This is a genomic window from Pseudomonas entomophila, assembly GCF_029193575.1.
Classification (GTDB): Bacteria; Pseudomonadota; Gammaproteobacteria; order Pseudomonadales; family Pseudomonadaceae; genus Aquipseudomonas; species Aquipseudomonas entomophila_G.
The window spans coordinates 29,277-50,938 of record NZ_JARGCS010000016.1; the positions used below are offsets into that span (position 1 = coordinate 29,277).

The 21,662-nt window shown below is 60.6% G+C and carries 19 protein-coding genes and 1 other RNA gene; 10 read left to right on the forward strand and 10 right to left on the reverse strand.

The genetic code is table 11. The features are described 5' to 3' along the window. Genes P0Y43_RS08580 through P0Y43_RS08590 form a run of 3 tightly spaced genes read left to right on the forward strand, consistent with a single transcriptional unit; the run spans position 1 to position 3,218 of the window. Positions 1 to 951, forward strand: coding sequence for an ABC transporter permease (locus tag P0Y43_RS08580; RefSeq protein WP_275636875.1), 951 nt, complete (start codon positions 1 to 3; stop codon positions 949 to 951). Continuing rightward, positions 941 to 1,747 carry an ABC transporter permease gene (locus P0Y43_RS08585; protein WP_275636876.1) on the forward strand — a complete coding sequence of 269 codons (807 nt, stop codon included), beginning with the start codon at positions 941 to 943 and terminating at the stop codon, positions 1,745 to 1,747. Before P0Y43_RS08580 ends, P0Y43_RS08585 begins: the two co-directional genes overlap by 11 nt. Positions 1,748 to 1,793: 46 nt before the next feature. Further along, a complete protein-coding gene (locus P0Y43_RS08590; protein WP_275636877.1) occupies positions 1,794 to 3,218 on the forward strand; it encodes a gamma-aminobutyraldehyde dehydrogenase in 1,425 nt (474 codons plus the stop codon). A gap of 91 nt (positions 3,219 to 3,309) precedes the next feature. Here P0Y43_RS08590 and P0Y43_RS08595 read toward each other — a convergent pair whose 3' ends face one another. From P0Y43_RS08595 to P0Y43_RS08605, 3 genes are all read right to left on the reverse strand, one after another. Continuing rightward, the gene (locus P0Y43_RS08595) at positions 3,310 to 4,698 is read right to left on the reverse strand and encodes a class II fumarate hydratase (protein WP_275636878.1); all 1,389 of its coding nucleotides are present in this window, start codon (positions 4,696 to 4,698) and stop codon (positions 3,310 to 3,312) included. 18 nt (positions 4,699 to 4,716) lie between these two features. Then, entirely contained in the window at positions 4,717 to 6,018 is a 1,302-nt protein-coding gene (dctA, locus tag P0Y43_RS08600; protein ID WP_275636879.1) for a C4-dicarboxylate transporter DctA, read from the reverse strand. Between the two features lie 66 nt (positions 6,019 to 6,084). Then, positions 6,085 to 7,440 carry a class-II fumarase/aspartase family protein gene (locus P0Y43_RS08605; protein ID WP_275636880.1) on the reverse strand — a complete coding sequence of 452 codons (1,356 nt, stop codon included), beginning with the start codon at positions 7,438 to 7,440 and terminating at the stop codon, positions 6,085 to 6,087. A gap of 125 nt (positions 7,441 to 7,565) precedes the next feature. Here P0Y43_RS08605 and P0Y43_RS08610 point away from each other — a divergent pair, with 125 nt between their 5' ends. Continuing rightward, positions 7,566 to 8,300 carry a GntR family transcriptional regulator gene (locus P0Y43_RS08610; RefSeq protein ID WP_275636881.1) on the forward strand — a complete coding sequence of 245 codons (735 nt, stop codon included), beginning with the start codon at positions 7,566 to 7,568 and terminating at the stop codon, positions 8,298 to 8,300. An 82-nt stretch (positions 8,301 to 8,382) separates the two neighbouring features. On the opposite strand, the gene P0Y43_RS08615 is transcribed toward P0Y43_RS08610, so the two are convergent. Continuing rightward, positions 8,383 to 8,844, reverse strand: coding sequence for a hypothetical protein (locus P0Y43_RS08615; RefSeq protein ID WP_275636882.1), 462 nt, complete (start codon positions 8,842 to 8,844; stop codon positions 8,383 to 8,385). Between the two features lie 206 nt (positions 8,845 to 9,050). On the opposite strand from P0Y43_RS08615, the gene P0Y43_RS08620 reads away from it, so the two are divergent. The 4 genes from P0Y43_RS08620 (at position 9,051) to P0Y43_RS08635 (ending at position 13,389) form a co-directional block, all read left to right on the forward strand. After that, a complete protein-coding gene (locus tag P0Y43_RS08620; protein WP_275636883.1) occupies positions 9,051 to 10,604 on the forward strand; it encodes a GMC family oxidoreductase in 1,554 nt (517 codons plus the stop codon). A 62-nt stretch (positions 10,605 to 10,666) separates the two neighbouring features. After that, positions 10,667 to 11,026, forward strand: a complete 360-nt coding sequence (locus P0Y43_RS08625) for a nucleotide pyrophosphohydrolase (protein WP_275636884.1) — start codon at positions 10,667 to 10,669, stop codon at positions 11,024 to 11,026. Beyond that, positions 11,023 to 12,000 carry a hypothetical protein gene (locus P0Y43_RS08630; protein ID WP_275636885.1) on the forward strand — a complete coding sequence of 326 codons (978 nt, stop codon included), beginning with the start codon at positions 11,023 to 11,025 and terminating at the stop codon, positions 11,998 to 12,000. The genes P0Y43_RS08625 and P0Y43_RS08630 overlap by 4 nt, the downstream gene beginning before the upstream one ends. Before the next feature lie 618 nt (positions 12,001 to 12,618). Further along, on the forward strand, positions 12,619 to 13,389 hold the full coding sequence (locus tag P0Y43_RS08635; protein WP_275636886.1) for a hypothetical protein: 771 nt from the start codon (positions 12,619 to 12,621) through the stop codon (positions 13,387 to 13,389). A 1,049-nt stretch (positions 13,390 to 14,438) separates the two neighbouring features. On the opposite strand, the gene P0Y43_RS08640 is transcribed toward P0Y43_RS08635, so the two are convergent. The 3 genes from P0Y43_RS08640 to P0Y43_RS08650 form a co-directional block, all read right to left on the reverse strand. Further along, positions 14,439 to 15,026 carry a hypothetical protein gene (locus tag P0Y43_RS08640; RefSeq protein WP_275636887.1) on the reverse strand — a complete coding sequence of 196 codons (588 nt, stop codon included), beginning with the start codon at positions 15,024 to 15,026 and terminating at the stop codon, positions 14,439 to 14,441. Between the two features lie 89 nt (positions 15,027 to 15,115). Further along, positions 15,116 to 16,243, reverse strand: a complete 1,128-nt coding sequence (locus P0Y43_RS08645) for a hypothetical protein (RefSeq protein WP_225790292.1) — start codon at positions 16,241 to 16,243, stop codon at positions 15,116 to 15,118. Next, positions 16,240 to 17,217 carry a hypothetical protein gene (locus tag P0Y43_RS08650; RefSeq protein ID WP_225790291.1) on the reverse strand — a complete coding sequence of 326 codons (978 nt, stop codon included), beginning with the start codon at positions 17,215 to 17,217 and terminating at the stop codon, positions 16,240 to 16,242. The genes P0Y43_RS08645 and P0Y43_RS08650 overlap by 4 nt, the downstream gene beginning before the upstream one ends. A 145-nt stretch (positions 17,218 to 17,362) precedes the next feature. Here P0Y43_RS08650 and P0Y43_RS08655 point away from each other — a divergent pair, with 145 nt between their 5' ends. Together P0Y43_RS08655 and P0Y43_RS08660 are read left to right on the forward strand one after the other, a co-directional pair. Further along, complete coding sequence (locus P0Y43_RS08655; RefSeq protein ID WP_275636888.1) at positions 17,363 to 18,769, forward strand: hypothetical protein; 1,407 nt, start codon at positions 17,363 to 17,365, stop codon at positions 18,767 to 18,769. 225 nt (positions 18,770 to 18,994) lie between these two features. Next, entirely contained in the window at positions 18,995 to 20,182 is a 1,188-nt protein-coding gene (locus tag P0Y43_RS08660; RefSeq protein ID WP_275636890.1) for an IS256 family transposase, read from the forward strand. A gap of 235 nt (positions 20,183 to 20,417) precedes the next feature. Here the strand turns inward: P0Y43_RS08660 and ssrA are convergent. The 3 genes from ssrA to P0Y43_RS08675 form a co-directional block, all read right to left on the reverse strand. Then, positions 20,418 to 20,809: a transfer-messenger RNA gene (gene ssrA, locus P0Y43_RS08665) on the reverse strand. Positions 20,810 to 20,913: 104 nt separating this feature from the next. Next, positions 20,914 to 21,201, reverse strand: a complete 288-nt coding sequence (locus tag P0Y43_RS08670; protein ID WP_275636891.1) for a hypothetical protein — start codon at positions 21,199 to 21,201, stop codon at positions 20,914 to 20,916. A gap of 182 nt (positions 21,202 to 21,383) precedes the next feature. Beyond that, positions 21,384 to 21,623, reverse strand: a complete 240-nt coding sequence (locus tag P0Y43_RS08675; protein WP_275636892.1) for a hypothetical protein — start codon at positions 21,621 to 21,623, stop codon at positions 21,384 to 21,386. Between the last annotated feature and the right edge of the window lie 39 nt (positions 21,624 to 21,662).

Sequence of the window (21,662 nt, forward strand, 5' to 3'; positions counted from 1 at the left end):
ATGAGCCTGACCTTGCATGCCCAGGCGCCGGCCGCCAGCGGCGGCGCCCTGCGCGGGTTGTCCAACCTGCTGTACCGCAAGCCGACGCTGTACCTGTCGCTGCTGCTGGTGCCGCCGCTGCTGTGGTTCGGCGCGATCTACCTCGGCTCGCTGCTGAGCCTGTTGTGGCAGGGCTTCTACACCTTCGACGACTTCACCATGACGGTGACGCCGACGCTGACCCTGGCCAACTTCGCCGCGCTGTTCACCCCGGCCAACTTCGACATCATCCAGCGCACCGTGCTGATGGCCGTGGCGGTGTCGATCGCCAGCGCTGCGCTGGCGTTCCCCATCGCCTACTACATGGCGCGCTACACCCGCGGCAAGACCAAGGCGTTCTTCTACATCGCGGTGATGATGCCGATGTGGGCCAGCTACATCGTCAAGGCCTACGCCTGGACCCTGCTGCTGGCCAAGGGCGGGGTGGCCATGTGGTTCGTCCAGCACCTGGGCCTGGAGCCGCTGCTGAACCTGCTGCTGGGCTTGCCGGGCGTGGGCGGCAGCACCTTGTCGACTTCGAGCTTCGGGCGCTTCCTGGTGTTCGTGTACATCTGGCTGCCGTTCATGATCCTGCCGATCCAGGCCTCGCTGGAGCGCTTGCCGCCGTCGCTGTTGCAGGCCTCGGCCGACCTCGGCGCGCAGCCGCGGCAGACGTTCATGCAGGTGATCCTGCCGCTGTCGGTGCCAGGCATCGCGGCCGGTTCGATCTTCACCTTCAGCCTGACCCTGGGCGACTTCATCGTGCCCTCGCTGGTCGGCCCGCCCGGCTACTTCATCGGCGGCATGGTCTACGCCCAGCAGGGCGCCATCGGCAACATGCCCATGGCCGCGGCCTTCACCCTGGTGCCGATCGTGCTGATCGCCGTCTACCTCTCCATCGTCAAACGCCTGGGGGCCTTCGATGCACTCTGAGAAAGCCACCTGGGGCCTGAAAGCGGCCGCCTGGGGCGGGTTGGTGTTCCTGCACTTCCCGATCCTGATCATCTTCCTGTACGCCTTCAACACCGAAGACGCGGCGTTCAGCTTCCCGCCGCAGGGCTTCACCCTGCATTGGTTCAGCGTGGCCCTGGCGCGCCAGGATGTGCTCGACGCCATCGCCCTGTCGGCGAAGATCGCCGCGCTGGCGACGTTGATCGCCATGCTGCTCGGCACGCTGGCGGCGGCGGCGCTGTACCGGCGCGACTTCTTCGGCAAGGAGAGCATTTCGCTGATGCTGATCCTGCCGATCGCCTTGCCCGGCATCATCACCGGCATCGCCCTGCTGTCGGCGTTCAAGGCCCTCGGCATCGAACCGGGCTTCATGACCATCGTGGTCGGCCATGCGACCTTCTGCGTGGTGATCGTCTACAACAACGTCATCGCGCGTTTTCGGCGCACCTCGCACAGCCTGATCGAAGCCTCGATGGACCTCGGCGCCGACGGCTGGCAGACCTTCCGCTACGTGATCCTGCCCAACCTCGGCTCGGCGCTGCTGGCCGGCGGCATGCTGGCGTTCGCCCTGTCGTTCGACGAGATCATCGTCACCACCTTCACCGCCGGCCACGAGCGCACCTTGCCGATCTGGCTGCTCAACCAGCTGGGCCGCCCGCGCGACGTGCCGGTGACCAATGTGGTGGCGATGCTGGTGATGCTGGTGACCATGCTGCCGATCCTCGGCGCCTACTACCTGACCAAGGGTGGCGAAGGCGTGGCCGGCAGCGGCAAGTGAGCGTTTCGAACAAGAACTGAAAAGCACCTGAGAAAAGGAGCCACCGATGCAAACCAAACTGCTGATCAACGGCCAACTGGTCGCCGGCGAAGGCGAGCCGCTCGCCGTGCTCAACCCGGCGCTGGGCACCGCGCTGGTGACCATCGCCGAGGCCACCCCAGCACAGGTCGATGCCGCCGTGCAGGCCGCCGACGCGGCCTTCGAGGGCTGGTCGCAGACCGCGCCGAAGGACCGTTCGCAGCTGCTGCTCAAGCTGGCCGATGCCATCGACGCGCATGCCGAGGAGCTGGCGCGCCTGGAATCGAACAACTGCGGCAAACCCTACGCCGCCGCGCTGAACGACGAGCTGCCGGCGGTGGCCGACGTGTTCCGTTTCTTCGCCGGCGCCAGCCGCGTGCTGCAGGGTTCGGCGGCGGGTGAGTACCTGCCGGGGCACACCTCGATGATCCGCCGCGACCCGGTGGGGGTGGTGGCCTCCATCGCGCCGTGGAACTACCCGCTGATGATGGCCGCGTGGAAGCTCGGCCCGGCCCTGGCCGCAGGCAACACCGTGGTGCTCAAGCCGTCCGAGCAAACCCCGCTGACCGCCCTGCGCCTGGGCGAGCTGATCGCCGGTATTTTCCCGGCGGGCGTGGTCAACCTGGTGTTCGGCCGTGGCCAGAGCGCCGGCGAGCCGCTGACCACCCACCCCAAGGTGCGCATGGTCTCGCTGACCGGCTCGGTGGCCACCGGCAGCCGCATCATCGCCGGCACCGCCGACACGGTGAAGCGCATGCACATGGAACTGGGCGGCAAGGCCCCGGTGATCATCTTCGATGACGCCGACATCGACGCGGCGGTGGAGGGCATTCGCGCGTTCGGCTTCTACAACGCCGGGCAGGACTGCACCGCCGCGTGCCGGTTGTACGTGCAGAAGGGGGTGTACAAGGCATTCGTCGAGAAGCTGACGGCGGCGGTGGCGAGCATTCGTCTTGGCGAACAGGACGACCCGGATACCGAGCTTGGGCCGCTGATCACCCAGCAGCACTTGGAGCGCGTGAGCGGTTTCGTCGAACGTGCCCGGCAGGTGCCGCACATCGAGGTGACCACTGGCGGCAAACGTGCTGACCGCGCGGGCTTCTTCTTCGAGCCGACGGTGTTGGCGGGGGCGCGGCAGGAGGATGAGGTGGTGCGCCGGGAGATCTTCGGGCCGGTGGTGTCGGTGACCGAGTTCGACGACGAGGCCCAGGCGCTGGCGTGGGCCAACGATTCGGATTATGGGCTGGCGTCGTCGGTGTGGACCCGTGACGTCGGGCGTGCGCATCGGTTGGCGGCGCGGTTGCAGTATGGCTGCACCTGGGTGAACACGCACTTCATGCTGGTCAGCGAGATGCCACACGGCGGGGTGAAGCTGTCGGGGTATGGCAAGGACATGTCGATGTATGGGCTGGAGGATTACACGGCCATTCGGCATGTGATGATCAAGCACTGATCGGCGTTGCGCTCATCGCGGGGCAAGCCCGCTCCCACAGGGACCGCGCGGTCATTGTAGGAGCGGGCTTGCCCCGCGATTGGGCCGCACCTCAGCCTCCGACCATCTCCTGCGGCCTGACATGCGCGTCGTACTCCTGCGCCGTCAACAGCCCCAGCGCCACCGCCGCTTCCTTGGGCGTCAACCCTTCGTCCGCCGCCTTGCGCGTGATCCGCGCCACCTGGTCGTAACCCAGCACCGGGTTCAAGGCCGTGGCCAGCAGCAGCGACCCTTCGACATTGCGCGCCAGCGCCGCGCGATTCACCTCCAGCCCCGCCAGCAACTTGTCGGTGAAGATCATCACGCTCCTGGCCAGCACGTCGATCGACTGCAACACGTTGTGGATGATCACCGGCTTGGCCACGTTCAACTCGAACAAACTCGACGCCCCGGCCAGCGACACCGTGGTGTGGTTGCCCATCACCTGCATGCAGGCCTGGGCCAGCACTTCGGCGATGGTCGGGTTGCGCTTGCCCGGCATGATCGAGGAGGTCAGCCCGTCGTCCGGCACCACCAGCTCGGCCAACCCGCAGCGCGGCCCGGAGCTGAGCAGGCGGAGGTCGTTGGCCAGCTTGGTCAGGGACACCGCCAGCACGTTCAACACCCCCGACACCTCGACGAACACGTCGTGGGTGCCCATGCCCTCGAACTTGCAGGGGTTGGGCGTGAAGCGCGTCTGGGTGATGTCCGACAGCGCCTCGCAGAACGCCTCGTCGAAGCCGGCCGGGGTATTCAGCCCGGTGCCGACCGCCGTGCCGCCCTGGGGCAGGCTGCTCAGACGCGGCAGGCAACCCTGCACACGGTCGATGCCGTGGCCGACCTGGGCGGCGAAGGCGGCGAACGCCTGGCCCTGGGTCATGGGCACGGCGTCCATCAGGTGCGTGCGGCCGATCTTCAGCACGTCGTCCCACTGCCGGGCCTTGTCGTCGAGCCGGGCCTGCAAGTGCGCCAGCGCCGGCAGCAACTCGCGGCCGAGGGCGAGGCGGGTGGCCAGGTGCATCACCGTCGGGAAGGTGTCGTTGGACGACTGCGAACGGTTGACGTGGTCGTTCGGGTGCACCGGCGACTTGCCGCCCAGCGCATGGCCGAGCAACTGGTTGGCGCGGTTGGCGATGACCTCGTTGGCGTTCATGTTGGTCTGCGTGCCGGAGCCGGTCTGCCACAGGGTCAGCGGGAAATGGCTGTCCAGTTGGCCTGCGGCAAGCTCCTGCGCGGCCTGCTCGATGGCCTCGGACAGCGTGCCGTCCAGCGCGCCCAGGCGCCGGTTGGCGCGGGCACTGGCCAGCTTCTGCTGGCCGAAGGCATGCAGCAGCGAGGCCGGGAACTGCTCGCGGCCAGCGCCGAAGACCGCCAGGGCCCGTTGGGTCTGGGCGCCCCAGTACTTGTCGGCGGGGATCTCCACCGCGCCGAAGGCGTCGTGTTCGATGCGCACCTTGTGCATGTGAATGTGGCTCCTGACCTAGAGCGGCGCTGCGGCGGCGCGGCCCAGCACGCGCTGGTACTCGCCTTGCGCCTGCTGCTCGGAGAACTCGCCCGACCACTTGGCGACCACCACGGTGGCGACGCTGTTGCCGATGGTGTTGCAGGTGGCGATGGCCATGGACATGAAGCGGTACACGCCGAACAGCAAGGCCAGGCCCTCGACCGGCAGGTGGCCGATGGCGGTCACGGTCGCGGCGAACACCACGAAGCTGCCACCGGACACGGCCGCCGCGCCCTTGGAGGTCACCAGCATGATGGCGATGATGCCCAGCTGCTGTTCCCAGCTCAGCGGCACGCCATAGGCGTTGGCGATGAACAGCACGCACAGCGACATGTAGATCGAGGTGCCGTCGAGGTTGAAGGCGTACCCGGTGGGCAGTACCAGGCCGACGCTCTGCTTGGAGCAGCCGAACTTCTCCAGCTTCTGCAACAGGCGCGGCAGGGCGCTTTCCGACGAGGCGGTGCCCAGCACGATGAACACTTCATCCTTGATGTACTTGAGGAAGCGCCACAGGCTGAACCCGCAGAACCGGCACACCGCGCCCAGCACGATGAAGATGAAGAACAGCACCGCGACGTAGAACATCAGCACCAGGTTGGCCAGCGACATCAGCACCGCCGTGCCATTGCTGCCCACGGCGTAGGCGACCGAGCCGAACGCGCCCAGCGGGGCGAGCTTCATGATCAGGTTGATGAACTCGAAGAAGCACTCCGACACACGGTTCAGGCCGTCCTCGATCACCGCGCGGCGCTCGGCCTTCAAGGCCAGCAGGGCGAAGCCGAACAGCACCGAGATCACCAACACCTGCAACAGCTGGCCACCGGCGAAGGCGCCGACGAAGTTGTCGGGGAAGATGCCGTAGATGAAGTCCAGGGTCGATTGCGGTGCGTTGCCTTTGGCGACCGCGGCGGCGGCGGCGGCGGAGGTGGCGCTGTTGGGGTGGGCGTCGTGCATGCCGGAGCCGATGCCGATCAGGTTGCCCCAGCCCAGGCCAATCGCCAGGGCAAGGGTCGAGACCACCTCGAAGTAGATCAGCGCGCGCACGCCGACCTTGCCCACCCGGCGCACATCACCGGCCGAGGCGATGCCGTGGACCACGGTGAAGAACACCAGCGGGGCGACCGCGGTCTTGATCAGCTTGAGGAAAATATCCCCGAGGATCTTGAACTTGGCCGCCAGTTCAGGGGCGATGAAGCCGAAGGCGATGCCGATCAGCATGGCCGCGACGACCTGGAAGGTCAGGTCGCGGTAGAAGGGTTTGGCGGTTGCGGATGACATGGGCGAATTCTCATTGTTGTCGTTGTAGAGAGAATGGCGCGGGCCGCGGTGGGCCCGCGGCTTGTATCAACGTTGCACGCGGCCTGGGCGCTCCAGGGCGCGGTCGACCATCTGCGGCGCCAGGCCCAGGTAGTTGGCCGGGTCGGTCAGGCGCTCGAGTTCCGCGCGCGGCAGGCGTGCGTTGACCTCGGCATCGCGCAGCAGCGCATCGAGCAGGCTGACGCCTTCGTCGTTGGCCACGCGGCAGGCGGCATACACCACGTCGTGGGCGACCTGGCGGCCCAGCTCCGGGGCCAGGCCCATCATCACCGCTTCGGCGACGATCAGGCCACGGGTCATGTCGAGGTTCTGGCGCATGCGTTCGGTGCGCACGTCGAGGCCGGCGAGCATGAACTTGGCCTGGCCGAGGGAGGCGGCAGTGAGGGCGAAGGCTTCGGGGATGGCGATCCACTCGGCCTGCCAGGGGCCGGTGGAGCGCTCGAAGTCCTGGATCATCGCATCGAGCATCAGCCCGGCCTGCTGGCGCACGCCCTTGGCGGCAGCGTACATCAGCTCGCAGGAGATCGGGTTACGCTTCTGCGGCATGGTGCTGCTGGCGCCACGGCCCTTGACGAAGGGCTCGTAGGCCTCGCCCAGCTCGCTGGTCATCATCATCATCACGTCCAGCGCCACCTTGCCCAGCGAGGCGCTGACCAGGCCGAGGAAGTTCAGGGTTTCGGCGAGGTTGTCGCGGGCCACGTGCCAGGTGGCCTGCGGCACGCCCAGGCCCAGCTCGGCCATCAGCGCCTCCTGCACTTCCAGGCCCTTGTCGCCCAGCGAGGCGAGGGTGCCGGCGGCCCCGGCGAACTGGCCGACTTCCACCCGTGGGCGCAGCTCGAGCAGGCGCTCGGCGTGGCGGTCGAACATGCTCAGCCACACCGCGCACTTGTAGCCGAAGGTGATCGGCAGGGCGTGCTGCAGGTGGGTGCGGCCGGCCATGGGGGTGTCGCGGTAGCGCTGCGCCAGCCCGGCGAGCAGGCCGCGCACGGCCTGCAGGTCGCGCTCGACGATGGCCAAGGCGGCGCGCACCTGCAGCACCACGGCGGTGTCCATGATGTCCTGGGTGGTGGCGCCCCAGTGCAGGTAGCGGCCGGCCTCGCCACAGGTCTTCGACAGTTGCTCGACCAGGGGCAGGATCGGGTAGCCGACGATCTCGGTCTCGTGCTGCATCAGCGCCAGGTCGAGCGAGGCGTAGGTGGCCTTGGCGGCGATCTGCTCGGCGGCGGCGGCGGGGATCACGCCACAGCGCGCCTCGGCCCGGGCGAGGGCGACCTCGACTTCGATGTAGCGCTCGATCAGCGCTTGGTCGGAGAACACCCCACGCATTTCGGCGGTGCCGAACATGTCGCGGAACAGGGCGGAGTCGAAGACGGTGGTGGACATGGCGGATCCTTTCTTGTTGGCTATTTGTTCGGTTTTAATCGAACTAAATTAATACATCCGAACAAAATGGTCTGCCACATTTGGTACACTGTCAACCCTTCGTCTTCCGGGAACCTGAGCCCGCAATGAGCACCCGTGGCCGCTTTACCGACATCGCCAGAGACCTCACCGAGAAAATCGCCAACGGCCAGCACCCGGTCGGCTCGCTGCTGCCCACCGAGCTAGAGCTGTGCGAGCTATACGGGGTGGGGCGGCACACCGTGCGCGCGGCGATCGACCAGTTGCAGGGGCAGGGCATGGTGTCGAGGCGACGGAAGGTCGGCACCCGGGTCGAGGCGGCGGCGCCGCGCAACGGTTATTCACAGGCGATCGACTCGATCACCGACCTGGTCCAGGTGGCCGAGTCGCATGTGCGGGAGATCCAGGGCGTGCGCCATTTCGTGGCGGACATCGCCCTGGCCAAGCGACTGGGGCTGACGCCGGGCGAGCATTATTTCTGCGTGTCGAGCATCAAGGTGGAGAACAGCGAGAGCCGTTACCCGTTGTGCTGGACCGACGTGTACGCCGAGCAGCGTTTCGCCGAGGTGGTCGCCGAGGCCGAAGCGCACCCGGGCGAACTGATCGCCGCGTTGATCGGCAAGGCATTCGCCAAGAGCATCGAGTCGGTCGACCAGGAGGTCAGCCCGGTGCAGCTCACTACGGAACTGAGCGCGAGCCTGAAGGCGCCGAGTGGCGACCTGGGGTTGAACATCATCCGCCAGTACCGTGACCAGGATGGCGAGATCATTTCGGTGTCCGAGACGGTCTACCCGCGCGACCGCTTCAAGCTGGTGATGCACATGACCCGCTCGGCGCACTGAGCGGCGGTGGGTGCATCGCGGGGCGAGCCCCGCGATCACCGGCAACGCCGGCGGCATCCCCCACGGAAAAGGCCCGCCCGCCTCAGTTGCTGGGCCGCTGCTTGGTAGCGTCCAGCTCTGCCTTCTTGCCGGTCGTCACCAGGGTGATCTTCGCCGACTTCTCGATGGCCATGTCGAAGGTGTCCTGCATCTTGGCGATGGCATCGGTCGCGGTGCCCTTGAGCCCGCCATTGGCGGCCCAGTCGAAGTTCGACACCCCCGAGATGTTATCGGCGCCGGGCACGTCGTGGGTCTCGATGGCGGTGAACACATCGGGGTGGCGCTGCATGTACTTGGCCGCATCGGCCAGGTCCTTGGGCACGTTGCCCGAGGCGTTGTCGGCGAGTTTGTCGAGCTCTTCCTTGGTGATCACCGACTTGCCGGTCTGGCGCATGTAGTCGGCGATCACCTTGCTCGACTTGGCGCTGTCCAGCGAGCTGTCGAAGGCGGAGGTTGAGGATCGTGGCGTGCTGGACCCGCTGCCAGCAGGTGGGACGGTAGACATCGGCGCTGCTCCCTGATCGAGGTGAAGTGGTGAGCCGACGGTAGCATGGGCCAGTGGCCATCACGGCGAAGCCTTCACAACGATTCACAGCGCGCCCCGCTTTTTCACGCCCGCACCCTCACCCAGGTCGGATAATCGACCGATACCTGCGCGGCACGCTGCGCAGCAGAATCCTCGGCTCCTACTGGCACTCAGGGACTGAACGCATGCAGCAACTGATCGACCGCAACTACGACTTCATCGTCTGTGGCGCCGGCACCTCGGGTTGCGTGGTCGCCGCCCGCCTTGCCGACCAGCCCGGCGCCCGGGTATTGCTGATCGAAGCCGGCGGCGCCTACACCGGCCCCGAGGTCACCGACCCCGCGCAATGGCCGTCGAACCTCGGTTCCGAGCGCGACTGGGCTTTCGAAGCGCAGCCCAACCCCGCCTTGAACGGCCGCCGCATGGCCTTGAACATGGGCAAGGGCCTTGGTGGCGGCTCCAGCATCAACGTGATGGTGTGGGCGCGCGGGCACCGCACGGACTGGGACCACTTCGCCGACGAAACCGGCGACCCCGGCTGGGGCTACGAATCGGTGCTCGGCTACTACCGCCGCATCGAAAACTGGCAAGGCCGCCCCGACCCCCTGCGTCGCGGCTCGACCGGCCCTGTGCACATCGCCCAACCCCGCGCGCCCCAGCCCCTCGCCTGGGCCACCCTCGAGGCCGCCAGCCAACTGGGCATCCCCCGCTTCGACAGCCCCAACGGCGAGATGATGGAAGGCCCTGGCGGCGTCGCCATCGCCGACCTGCGCATCAAGCAGGGCAAGCGTGAATCCGTGTACGACGCCTATATCGTGCCGCGCCTGCACAACCCGAACCTGCACATCCTCACGCACGCGCAGGTGGCCCGCGTGTTGTTCCAGGGCCGCACGGCGATTGGCGTCGAGGTCGTGGTTGACGGCCAGTTGCAGCGTTTCCACGCGACGGGCGAAGTGATCCTGTCACTGGGCGCGGTGAACACCCCCAAGGTATTGATGCAGTCCGGCATCGGCCCGGAGGCCGAATTGCGCGCGCACGGCATCCCGTTGATCAACCCATTGCCTGGCGTGGGGCAGAACCACCAGGACCACGTCGCCTTCGGCTGCACCTGGGCGTATTCGCAGCCGCAGCCGGTCGGCGGCGGAGGTTGCGAGGCCACCTTGTACTGGAAGAGCGACGCCCGCCTGGAAGCGCCGGATTTGCTCCACTGCCAGCTGGAATTCGCCGTGCCTTCACCGCCCGAGGTCGGCATTGCGCCGCCGGCGCAGGGGTGGACGATGTTCGCCGGCTTGGCCAGGCCGGTCAGCCGCGGGCGGTTGCGGCTGTCGGGGGCTGGGGTGCTGGACAAGATGTTGATCGAGCCGAATACCTTGAGTGCGCCGGAGGATAGGGCGGCGGCGTTGGCTTCGGTCGAGTTGTGCCGGGAGTTGGGGAACCATCGGGCGTTTGCCGGGTTGGTGAGCGGGGAGGTGGTGCCTGGGCCACGGGATCGGCGGGGGATGGAGCGGTTCTTGCGGGACTCGGCGGTGAGTTTTTGGCATCAGTGTGGGACGGCGAAGATGGGGCGAGGGGAGGGGGCGGTGGTGGATGGGGCGTTGAGGGTTTGTGGGGTGGAGGGGCTGCGGGTGGTGGATGCTTCGGTGATGCCGCGGATAACGGTGGGGAATACGATGGGGGCTTGTGTGGTGATTGGGGAGCGGGGGGCGGACCTTGTACGGGGGGCCGAAGCGTTGTTGTAGACAGGAAAATTCCTACAGGATACCGTTTCGCATTCCTACATTTATGCGCGCGATTTCCTTCCATGGATGCCCTGAAATCCCTGCGGACCGACCTAGCCGCGTTCGCTACCGAGCGCGACTGGGATCAATTCCATACCCCCAAAAACCTTGCGATGGCCCTGTCCGGCGAAGCCGGCGAGTTGCTGGAGCGTTTCCAGTGGCTGACCCCAGAGCAAAGCGAGCGCAATGCGCTTTCGCCAGAGGCGCTCGAGGCGATCGAAGAAGAGATGGCGGATGTGCTGCTGTACTTGGTACGTCTGGCGGATCGTCTGAACGTCGACCTTGAGACCGTTGCCCAGGCCAAGCTCAAGCGGAACGCAGAGAAATACCCGGTCAGTGAAGCCAAGGGCAATGCCGTCAAGTATTCGAGGCGAAGCGAATGACGCCCCGAGTGTTTTACCAGCCTTGCTCGCAGCCTGTTGCTCGCAAAAACTTGCAGACCACCATTCTTAACCCAGTGCTGCTCGACGATATCGCGGACTTGTTGGAGCCCGAGTTACTGGCAGACCTGCGTAAAACCTACTTCGCAGGCAAGCTGTACATCTGGGGGTTATCCTCGCCCAGAACCAGAAATGCCTGGCTCGCTATGGAGCCGGGCGATACCGTTATCTTCAACACCGAAACCGTCGTCACCGTTAGTGCATGTTTCACCCATCGCACGCACAATCGCGATTTGGCCTTGAAGCTCTGGGGTTGGGCAGATGCTGTGTCTGGAACAACCTGGGAGAACATCTACTTCGTCAACGATGTTCGTCATCACGCTATTCGTTTCAAGGCCATTCAGGCACTAGCTGACAGTGGGCAGGATCGCTCTTTCTCTGGTTATGACGATGTTCAAAGTGCAGCCATCCTGGATCGTTATCCTGAGCTGGACCACGATTACTTCCCTGAGGACGTGACGCTGGACGAGGCGCGTCGAGACATCCAGTTGACTGATGGAATGGGTACGCGACCTACCCGGTTGGAGCACAAGTACATCGTGCGCCACCTCTTCCAAGGCAAGCCCACGGGCCACTGTTGCATTTGCCTAAACGAGTTCCCCAGGCACCTGCTGGTGGCGGCACATATCAAGAAACGATCGGCTTGCAGCACGAAGGAAAAGCTCGATATCGAGAACATTGCTGTCCCCATGTGCCGACTGGGTTGCGATCCGCTGTTCGAGCACGGCTACCTTGCTGTCAGGAACGGCAAGGTCGTCCGGCATCCTTCACGTGTAATGACCGAGGCGACGGAGAGCTACGTGGAGAGGGTGCTTGGCACGCAGGTGATGGGTTGGAGCAGGAAGAATCGGAAGTATTTCGACTGGCACCTGGATGCCCATGGGTTCGAGCCTGGGGCATTGGCTGATTTGAGCTGACGATGAAGGGGCTTTTGTGGTTGATGCGCAAATGAGTAGAACTCGAACACGCGAGGCTGCACGGTAGTTGTACGAGCTGGCTGACTGTGAACATCAGGCGCCTTTCAGGCAATAAGGAAGACGTCCGTGGACGTCTTTGATCGATAATTTGGTGGGTCGGGGTAATTTGAATTAATCTACTAAGCCACTATTTTTTTGAAAAAAACTCTGTTTAAAAAGTGGTTCTGGAATCCCCGTCGCCAATAGCTGACGGTCAGGATCAGAGCAGATAGTGCCTCGTGTTGGGTGCTGGTAAAGACGCAGCCACACACTGCGAAACCTGCATAAGATGTCTCGACCTCGGCAGACCTATTCCTGCCTACGACGTAACCCACTCGCAATAGACACGCTCCGTGAGGATCGAGTAGTGTCGCAGGTGAATTTGCACCCACGCTTGGTCGAGCAAACGAGGCTGCCTATCCATGGTGTATAACTCCCTTATACGCTCATTGGCACCCTGAAAACCTCGGCCTAGACGCAGATAGCGAGAGGAGCAAGAAATGTTATACGCCACACCCGCTCAGGGAGTTATGCACCAGTTGGTGTCTATTTATAGTTGTGTAAAACAGAGAGGTATCGATGACTATGGATATAGACATAAATGAGATAATAGACACTCAAAACTCCACGTGGGAGTCTCAGTGTATAGATAAGTCGCATGCCACTGCGTTCTTGGAAGATTTGTCTCTTATTAGAGATGCTGCGTCAAGAGCTGCTCAAAATACTGAGTCTATGCAAATTTTGTTGTGCTCTCTCTATTCATACGCCATGGGGCAGTTTGAACTATATATTAGAAGGCAATTCGCTGAGGTTTTAAATACATCGATTTTCTTTAGTTCGTATGACAGCGCAAGCATAGCTGAGAGACTTCGAAAAGTAGGGTGCGCTCCAACCATTGAATCAATATTAGTAGATGGTTCAAATGAATGGGAGCCTGGATGGTTAATTTCCGAAGCCATGCCTGGATGGCATGACCCTGAGAAAGTAAATCAGTATTTTAAAGTCTTATTTCCTGATTTTTGCTTGTACTCTAACGGGCAGTCTGAACGTATTCGACTAATGTGGCAGATAAGACACTCAATTGTCCATACAGGCGGTCTCATTACCAGGTTTGACGCAAGAAAGCATAGATTGTTGCACCGATTTGGGGATAGAAAGCTTTATTTATCGGCTACGTCAATTGATAGTTTGGCTCATTGGTTGAATGAAATTGTTATTGACTCCACGGTAAGGCTGAAAGCAAAAGTAATGGAGCACTATATAACAAGCGGCGAGGAAGAAACAGATAGCGCAATAATAGAAAAGGCGGCAGGGTGTTGCAGTCCATTCAAGCGTGGAGACGCCCAGTAAGACAATACACTGGACGTCTTCGGCTATGGTGATTTTTGACGTTAGGTGTCGCAAGTGAAATCACTACTACTTCGGGTAATGCTGATGGGGTTCTCGCTAGTGTGGTATTTCGCAAATAAAGCTCATATTTTGGTTTAGGGAAACTCCGAACAACCGGCAAAAATGCAAGGTCCAGATAGCACAAAGCCCCATAAAATGGGGCTTGTGTAAGAAAGGTGGTGGAGCCGGGGGGGTTAAAAATATTTGCGTAACCTGTTGTTGTAAATGGAATTATTTCTTTTTTTTCTATTGGATGCCCCCATAAGGGCCCCCACGCTGGTATTTCCGATGAACGGCTATTTGAGGAGTTGAACTGGCGTCTGTAATTGTCGTTCTGCAACCGGGCGAGGCCAGTCAGCCACCGGCGAGTATTCAATGGAGTCGGTCGGTGTACTGCATAACCTCGGTTATCTGGATGCGAGGGTTTGAGACCTGCTCAGCACTGGGTGCTGGGTAGATGTCAGGTCACGCAGTTTGGTTTTTTCCTCGGTAGCGCACCATGGGCTCATCTAGAACGATTTGAGCTGAGGTGCGGTATGAGCCACTCGATGGCTACCTGTCACAACTGTGGCAAAGCGATGGTTCCGAGAGCGATATATAGTCGTGGTTTCTGGGGATATTCGTCTTCGTCCAATCACTGCCCCTTTTGCCTGAGTGAGAATTGGCACGGCGGAAATCCAGGGTTAGGGGCTCGGCTATTTGCGTTGGTTGGCCTGGCACTAGGCGTTCTAGCCTGTGTGTTGATGGGAGCGTTTCTGTTCAAAGTGCAGTGGTGGCTGGGCGTTGAAGGAAAATGGCCTTTATTGAGCCTAGCCACATGCGCGGTGTCAGTTTTCGCGGGGTATCGGTTTTACAACTGGTTTGTAGATTGCTAACTAGTCATTCCCGCTCAGAAACACCGGGTAGGAACCGGCCAAAAGCAGTCCTCGATCACTTGCGTAGGTTTGACTGGACTGCACTCTATTCTCTATCGGGCCGGTATCCCTCTTCTAGCGGCATTTGCCGGCTGTTCAGCTGATGTTGCAAGGAAAGGACGTTCGCAGATGACGTAGAAGATCGTTCGGTAGCACCGCAGGGAGCTTCGCGGTGCCTTTGTTGGACAGCTGGATGGAAACGGTCTTGTTAAGGTCTGTAAATTTTACTTGGACTTTTTCCAGCACATGTTTCCGGCCGGCCAGAAGGAGATCAGTGGCATCGCGCACATCTTTTGCCCCCTTGAGCAAAATTTTCCCAGTCACTCCTTCGTCTATTTCGACACCAGAGACTTGGAGCGAGTCGACGATGATTGCATGATCCACCGCCTCCTGGAGCGCCGCGACCCAGTCGATCAGGTTCACCGAAGGAGGCGTCACTACCAAATTGAAACTGCAGGCTTCAAGCAAGCGGCTGATCAGTTCCTTTAGGCTGCGCTGGTAATTTCTGAGCTCAATATGGGGAGGCGAATCGAAAAGCGTGAACTCCGTCGTCCGGTACCCAATTCGATCAAGCACCTCTTCACTTCCAAAAGGGGTCGATATCACCTCCTGGTAACTGTACTTTTCGATGTAACGCCCTTCGATGAAGTCATCTCTGATTCGCTCGATAGCGAAGCCATCCATTCTCTCCTCCGTAAATGGCATGTCGATTAGCCTCTTGCCTACCGATCGAATCGACGAAGGCCATTGAGCATTCAGCCACCTCACCCTGTTCATGCTGGCTCTCCTTGCGTTTCAGCGCCTGCTTGAGCTTGCACTCTGAGTTCCTTGATAACCTTCGCAGCGGTTTCTTCGATGATGCCCAGATAGGTTTCTTTGTCTCCGGCGGTGACCGGTCGGATCGTCTTGGTGTACTCGAGTTCTACCAGCCGGTAGGCGCCTCGGACGAAATACTTGAAACCTTTTCCTTGCATCGGCTCCTCAAACGCTGCCTCAAATTCAACCATTGGCTGTGGTGCCTTGTGCAGTACGGAGCGCCAGATAATCGAGGTGATAAAGAAACCCTTCTTGGTCAGGCTCTGGTACTCCTCGGACGCTAGCAGTGTCTCGCCTTTCAGCGCGACGTTCTTGACCAGCGCCAATGCCTCTTCTTTGGCCACCTCAGCTTCTTGGTCATCGTCTAGGTCGAGCTCGTCCTCCTCAGGTTCTTGGGGCAAGCGCTCCACCTTCACGCTGGTTACGTTCTTCAATGAGAAACCCGCGAGATTGCTGATCAGGGATGTAAAGAACTCTGTGCGCAGGGCAGGGGACTGGAACTCGCCGAGCTCGATGCGGATGGCGGGGATTTCAGCTTTGGCCTTCGTATCCAGCTTGTCCTTGAGCTTGGAGTAAATGGTTTTCACACGATCGTTGGCAGGCATCCGAATGACCGTCTTGTCCGCTGAGACGTGGAACTCGATCGAGGCCTCTTTAGGTGTGCGCTGGACGAGCCGTGTTTTGCCGTAGTCGACATCGGAGTACTTAATGTTGGCGACGACTTGGTTGCCGTCCTTTATCTGCTGCGTGACCCTCTCGTCCTCGGGAGACTCCTCAATGTATTCCCGGAGCACTTCCCGAATTCCTTCCACGGTTAGCGCGGTTGGCAGCGTCACTGAGGTGAGCTTTTCCTGCCGGCCGGAGTGCTCCCGTTGTTCCAATAGGGTATTCAGATCATGATAGTCGTGGGGGAGGAGAGAGATTGCACTCACTAGGTCGTCCCGGCTGTCCTTGGCGGAGTAGAAAATCCCCCTGTCCTTTGCGAGCTCAAGCAGAACCTTTTCATTGATTTTTTGCTTGGCCGACATCAACGCGTCGTGAATTTCCTTGTCCGTCGCACAGTACTGAAGCGCATTTTTGATCATTGGCGGGAAAGCTCCAGTTCACAGAAGGTGGTGCGTACGTGTTCAAGTTTGCCGAAGTCAATGGCATCCAGTATCTGTCTGAGATCGTCCCCGCCCTGGTAGTCAGTGATGTACTGGTCTTTTGCCTTGGCGAAATTAGCAGAAGCGTTTTGGTGCGGGTCAACCAAGCGGATCGTGACTTCTGTTTCGGCCTTGATCACCTGGTAGTGCATCAGGTACTCAATAAGGTAGAGAAACTCATCGGTTGTGATTCCCCGTTTGCGCATGAAGATCACGAAGCCTTGCTTGCTTCCCTTCTTTGGGTTCACGTAGGACAAAATGATCCAGGGCGCGGTCAACATATCTAGCGTCGCAGCCTTGGCATGTTCGAGCTGGACGTTCTTCTTGCGAACCAGATGGGGATAGTAGAACTTGCAGTAATCCCGCTCTGGTAGTAGACCGGCACCGCCGCGCAGGTGGATAATCTCGTGGTGAACGTTGTTCAGCCAGTAAATATCCTCAGGGCCCATCACAACGATCTTAGAGCCTTTCGGGATGTCCAACTCTTCGCATTTTACCTTTTCAAGGATTTTGGCGAAGTCCTTGTCATACTCGTTATCGTGGTTGTAGACGAAAAGCAGTCCCTGGATGTTCGCCGACACATCCGGATGGATGTAGGTGTCGCTGAACTCCTGGCTGATCTCGGCACACCGCAGGCTCATGGCTAGGCTCTCGATTGCCTCCCGGATGGCCTGTGTTTTGATTGTGCCCTTCGCGTAGCTCTTGAGGTCGCAGTTCACATAGGTGCGAGACTGCGAGTACGGTTCGTTATACCAAAAGACGACATCGGAGGGATGGGTCTTGACCTCGTGGGCTCCTTGATCCTCGCACGGCCAATTGATGTTGGTGTGCTCCATGCGCCCCCAGAGAAACTCGTTGAAAATTCCCTTCGACAGCTTTTCTGCCATTTTCGCGATGTTTATCGTCTCGGCCATGATTCCCTGGGCTCATTAAAGATGGATAAAGCGGTGCTGGCACCGTAGTGGCATTTACAATAGCGCAGTGAACACGATGTATGAGCCGGCTACAAGCTGATTACCTGTTCGCTTTGGCATCACGCCTCCGCGCAGGACCGATCCGATGCAAAAAATCGAGGACTTGATGAGTATCTTTGTTGGGCGGCAAACACCGCAGACTCGCCTGCGTATCTGGGCCAAGAACGCCCCAGTCATTGAACAGCATATGCGCGCTGCCGCCGAGGAAGCACGACACGACTATTTCGAGTATCTGTACGTACATCGTGACGATGATCGACGGACGATCCAACTGGTCGCCGGTAACCACCCGATACCGGCGAACGACGACGGCAGTCTCCAGATGGAAGGCGGTGCGGCACTCGTGTTGTCGCAGGACGCCCGGTTTGGCCACGTCGCGGTCTTAATCTACCCTTACGAAACGTCCCGGCGCGCAGGGAAACCACTTTTCTGGGGCTTCTTCGATAGTCCGGCAGATGCAATCGCAGGTAAATGGCTCGATCGAGCTGTGCACGACTTCGCCCGTTGCTGCCGTGCATCCAGCGTCGTAGATCAGACGGCTTATCACTCCGACCGGTTGCGAATGCGTTGGCTCAAACTTCGAAGCTGGGCGCTCTGTTTGCGTGGCCGGTTACCCGGCGGCCCGAAAATGATCTGTACCAAGCCGTCGTGGGGCCGGCGGATCATAGCCGGCGTTATTGTCGCCCTCACCACGCTAACCGCGTTGCTAAATCTGCCGAGTATGGTGGCGACGTTATCAGGGTACACCGTGCCTAGATTATGGGCTTTGTTATATCAGGATCCTACAGTTGACAGCGCACCCCCATCTGGATCACAAGTGTCGGGCTCTAGGACAGCAAACAATCCCCCGAAAGCAATACCGAGCCAGGCGGATCCATCTATTACCCCAGCAGTGGCAGGTGTGGAGATGCCCGTCATTTCCGGCTGGTATACGTTCTGCCCTACCGCGGCTGATCAAGGTAGCAGCCCGAAACTTCTGGATTTCCTCTATGACGTGCGAGCGCATGCTGGCAAAGTGGCCTTCTTCGACGTGCAGGTCGACATCGACTGCGTGTTGGGCAAGCAGCCGGACTATGAGGCGACGTTCAGCAGGCTCGATGAAGCGGGCGAGGTTCTTTACATCATGCGCGTGCCCCTAATAATGGACGGCGATCTTTTCACGCCCCAGCAATGGCTTAGCGGCAAGCGCGATCCGTCCGCCCTGCGTAGCATGTACAGCGACAATGGTTCCGCGATTGCGATACACAATGGAAACGACAGCCGTAACCCCATTTCACGTTTCCAGCCACATGTTGAGGGAAGCAACGACATCCTCTTCGGGCCCTATGCGATAAAAGAAAGCTCCGACGACGCTGCCATCACGTTCGATCTGAACGCTTCGTTTCTTGACAGTGCTGCTCTGCAGCAGGCGACCATTATCGCGGAAGAACTCCGTGCTGCCCGTGCGCTGCCTACGACTTTGCATGCGCCAGTCGGGAAAAGTGGGTCATAACCGTTTTTGTTCTGCGCAACGGCCATTCTGCTTGTGGCTGGGAATGTTTGCGAACCAACACCGAAATGTTCGAAGTGCAAGTGGTAAAGATCTGGTTTGGGATCGTGTCCCGGGAAGTGGTGTAACCGAACCAGCCGAAGGCGCCCTGTGGGCGAAAGAGGTTGGTCATCGTGGTTCTTGGCTAACGTTGAGTTTGCGGACTTAACCTTCACCAGAGAAACCACGATGACCAAGCCCACTATCGCATTGACCGAGTTGGTTGAGAAAGGGGCAGACGCAGATCTGCTCAAGCAAATGATCCAGTTCGTTGCCCAGCGCATGATGGAGTTCGACGTCGAAGGCCTGTGCGGTGCCGGCTTCGATGTCAAAAGCACAGACCGGACAAACAGCCGCAACGGCTACCGTGATCGCCTCTGGCAAACCCGCGCTGGCGATGTTGACCTGAAGATTCCCAAGCTGCGCCAAGGCAGCTACTTTCCAGGCTTTCTTGAGCCCCGACGCACCGCCGAGAAAGCCTTGGCAGCCGTGATCCAGGAAGCCTATATCCAGGGCGTTTCAACCCGTTCGGTGGACGAACTGGTCAAGGCCATGGGCATGACCGGGATCTCCAAAAGCCAGGTGTCACGGCTAGCCGGTGAGATCGATGAGCGCGTTCATGCCTTCCTTGATCGCCCGCTTGAAGGTGACTGGCCCTACCTCTGGATCGATGCCACCTACGTCAAGGTGCGGGAGGCCGGGCGCATCGTCTCGGTCGCGGTAATAATCGCCGTGTCCGTGAACACTGATGGTGGCCGTGAGGTCCTGGGCATGCGAGTAGGTCCTTCCGAAGCTGAGCCATTCTGGGCAGACTTTCTACGCAGCTTGATGCGTCGGGGTTTGCGGGGTGTGAAGCTGGTCATCTCTGATGCTCACGAAGGCTTGAAGGCGGCTGTTTCCAAGGTCTTCCACGCAACCTGGCAGCGCTGCCGTGTGCATTTTATGCGCAACGCCCTGGCCCACGTCGGCAAAGGCCAGCGCACCATGGTGGCGGCGCTGCTGCGCACGGTCTTCGCCCAGGACAGCCGCGCCGAATGTCATCAGCAATGGCGCTTGCTCGCTGATCAGTTGCGCAAGAAATACCCCAAGATCGCGGCACTCATGGATGGCTGCGAGGATGAAGTACTGGCGCACATGGCCTTTCCCAAGGCGCACCGACAGCAGTTGCACAGCACCAACCCACTCGAACGGCTCAACGCCGAGATCAAGCGCCGCACCGATGTCGTGGGGATTTTCCCCAACGATCCGGCCATCACGCGGCTGATGCTGCTGGAGCAGAACGACGAGTGGTGCCTGCAACGACGTTACATGCAGTTGGAGGCCTTCGAGGCTGTCAGCGATAATCCACAGGCCAAGCTGTCGGCCGTGATCAACTAAAACGGCAAACTCAGTGGCCAGAGCCATGATGAGTTACACCACTTTCTGGGACACGATCGTTTTTTCACACAGAGCCTAGGTACTGGTATTCCAACGATTAGCATCGGATTGGTCTGGAATACCGAAACGATAGAAACTCAAAAATCTCAGAACGCCGCAAAAGCGCTGGAGGCCGCGTATTTACTGGATTGCAGGCACAAAAAAAGACGTCCGTGGACGTCTTTGATTGATCATTTGGTGGAGCCGGGGGGATTTGAACCCCCGTCCGCCAGTACTCCGCTGTCGGTACTACATGCTTAGCCGTGTCTACTGAGTTAATCCGCAGCCGCCCGACGGGCAGGGTGCTTTGGACGAGTTGGGTAAGTTTTAGTCGCTTTGCCCCCAACGTGCTACACGACGATCCTGTTCTGTATGACAATCACTTCGGGTTTACAGGCATCCCCTGGTGATTGCTGGAGCCGAAGCTACCAGGAGAGCGGGCTCAGCTGCTTACGCAGCGAGAGCGTAGCCCTCGTAGTTTTCGTCATTGGCAACTATAGAAAGTTGCAACAGTGGATTTACGAGTTCTGTTACCAACTCGGCATGCACCTAGAGTTTCGCTACCGGCGTCGAATCCTAATCGGCCCCACACTCAGCTCTAGCTGACGCACCTCGCGGCACGTGAGGCGGAGTATACGCCTTCAAGCGGGCGGCGTCGACAGCTGTGCCGCCGCCCGTTGGCACGGCACGGCTCAAGTGCCACTGCTGCTGCCGCTGCCTTTCTCGGTTTTCTCCAAACGCTCCAGCACCTTGCTGGTAATGGCGATGCACTCCTTGGTGTCGCCTTTGGCCTGGGCGGCCTTGGCTTGGTCGACGTGCTCGGTGAGGGCCTTGTCCAGGCCTTCGGAGGTGGCGCCGGCGGTGGCCATGTTGTCGTCGATCTGCTGCAGGTTCATGGCGCACAGGTCGTCGGCGGCGAATACGGGCGAGGCCAGCAGGGTTGCGGCCGCGAACAGGGCGGAAAGCGCAGTACCTTTCATGGGAGTCTCCTCGTGAGGCCTCTGGAAGGTGGGCCTATGGGGTGGACTGTGGGGCTTGCGCGAGGGTTCCATCGGGGTGATTGGGGGTGTGGGGGCCGCGATTGGGCTGGCCGGGGCAATGGTGTTGTCTGGGCTGGCGCAATCGCGGGGCAAGCTCTCTCCTACAGGAGGGGCGGTTTCTTTCAGGGGTGTTTGGCGATGTGCTCCAGGAGGGCGCGCAGCATCTGGGTGGTGTGGGCGGCGTTCACCAGCATGCCCAGGCCGGGCTCGCCGGCGTTGGCGCAACAGTATTCGTCGAGGGTGTCTTCGATGCCTTTGGCGAGTTCGCTGGCGTGGGCCAGGGCGTCGATGGCGGGGAGAGTGGGGTGGATGGAGAAGATGGCTGAGGGTTTGTAAGGCGGGTCGGGGACGAGCTTGTCCATGGTGTATCTCCCAGTTTGTCGGCGGGGCTGGAACCCTGG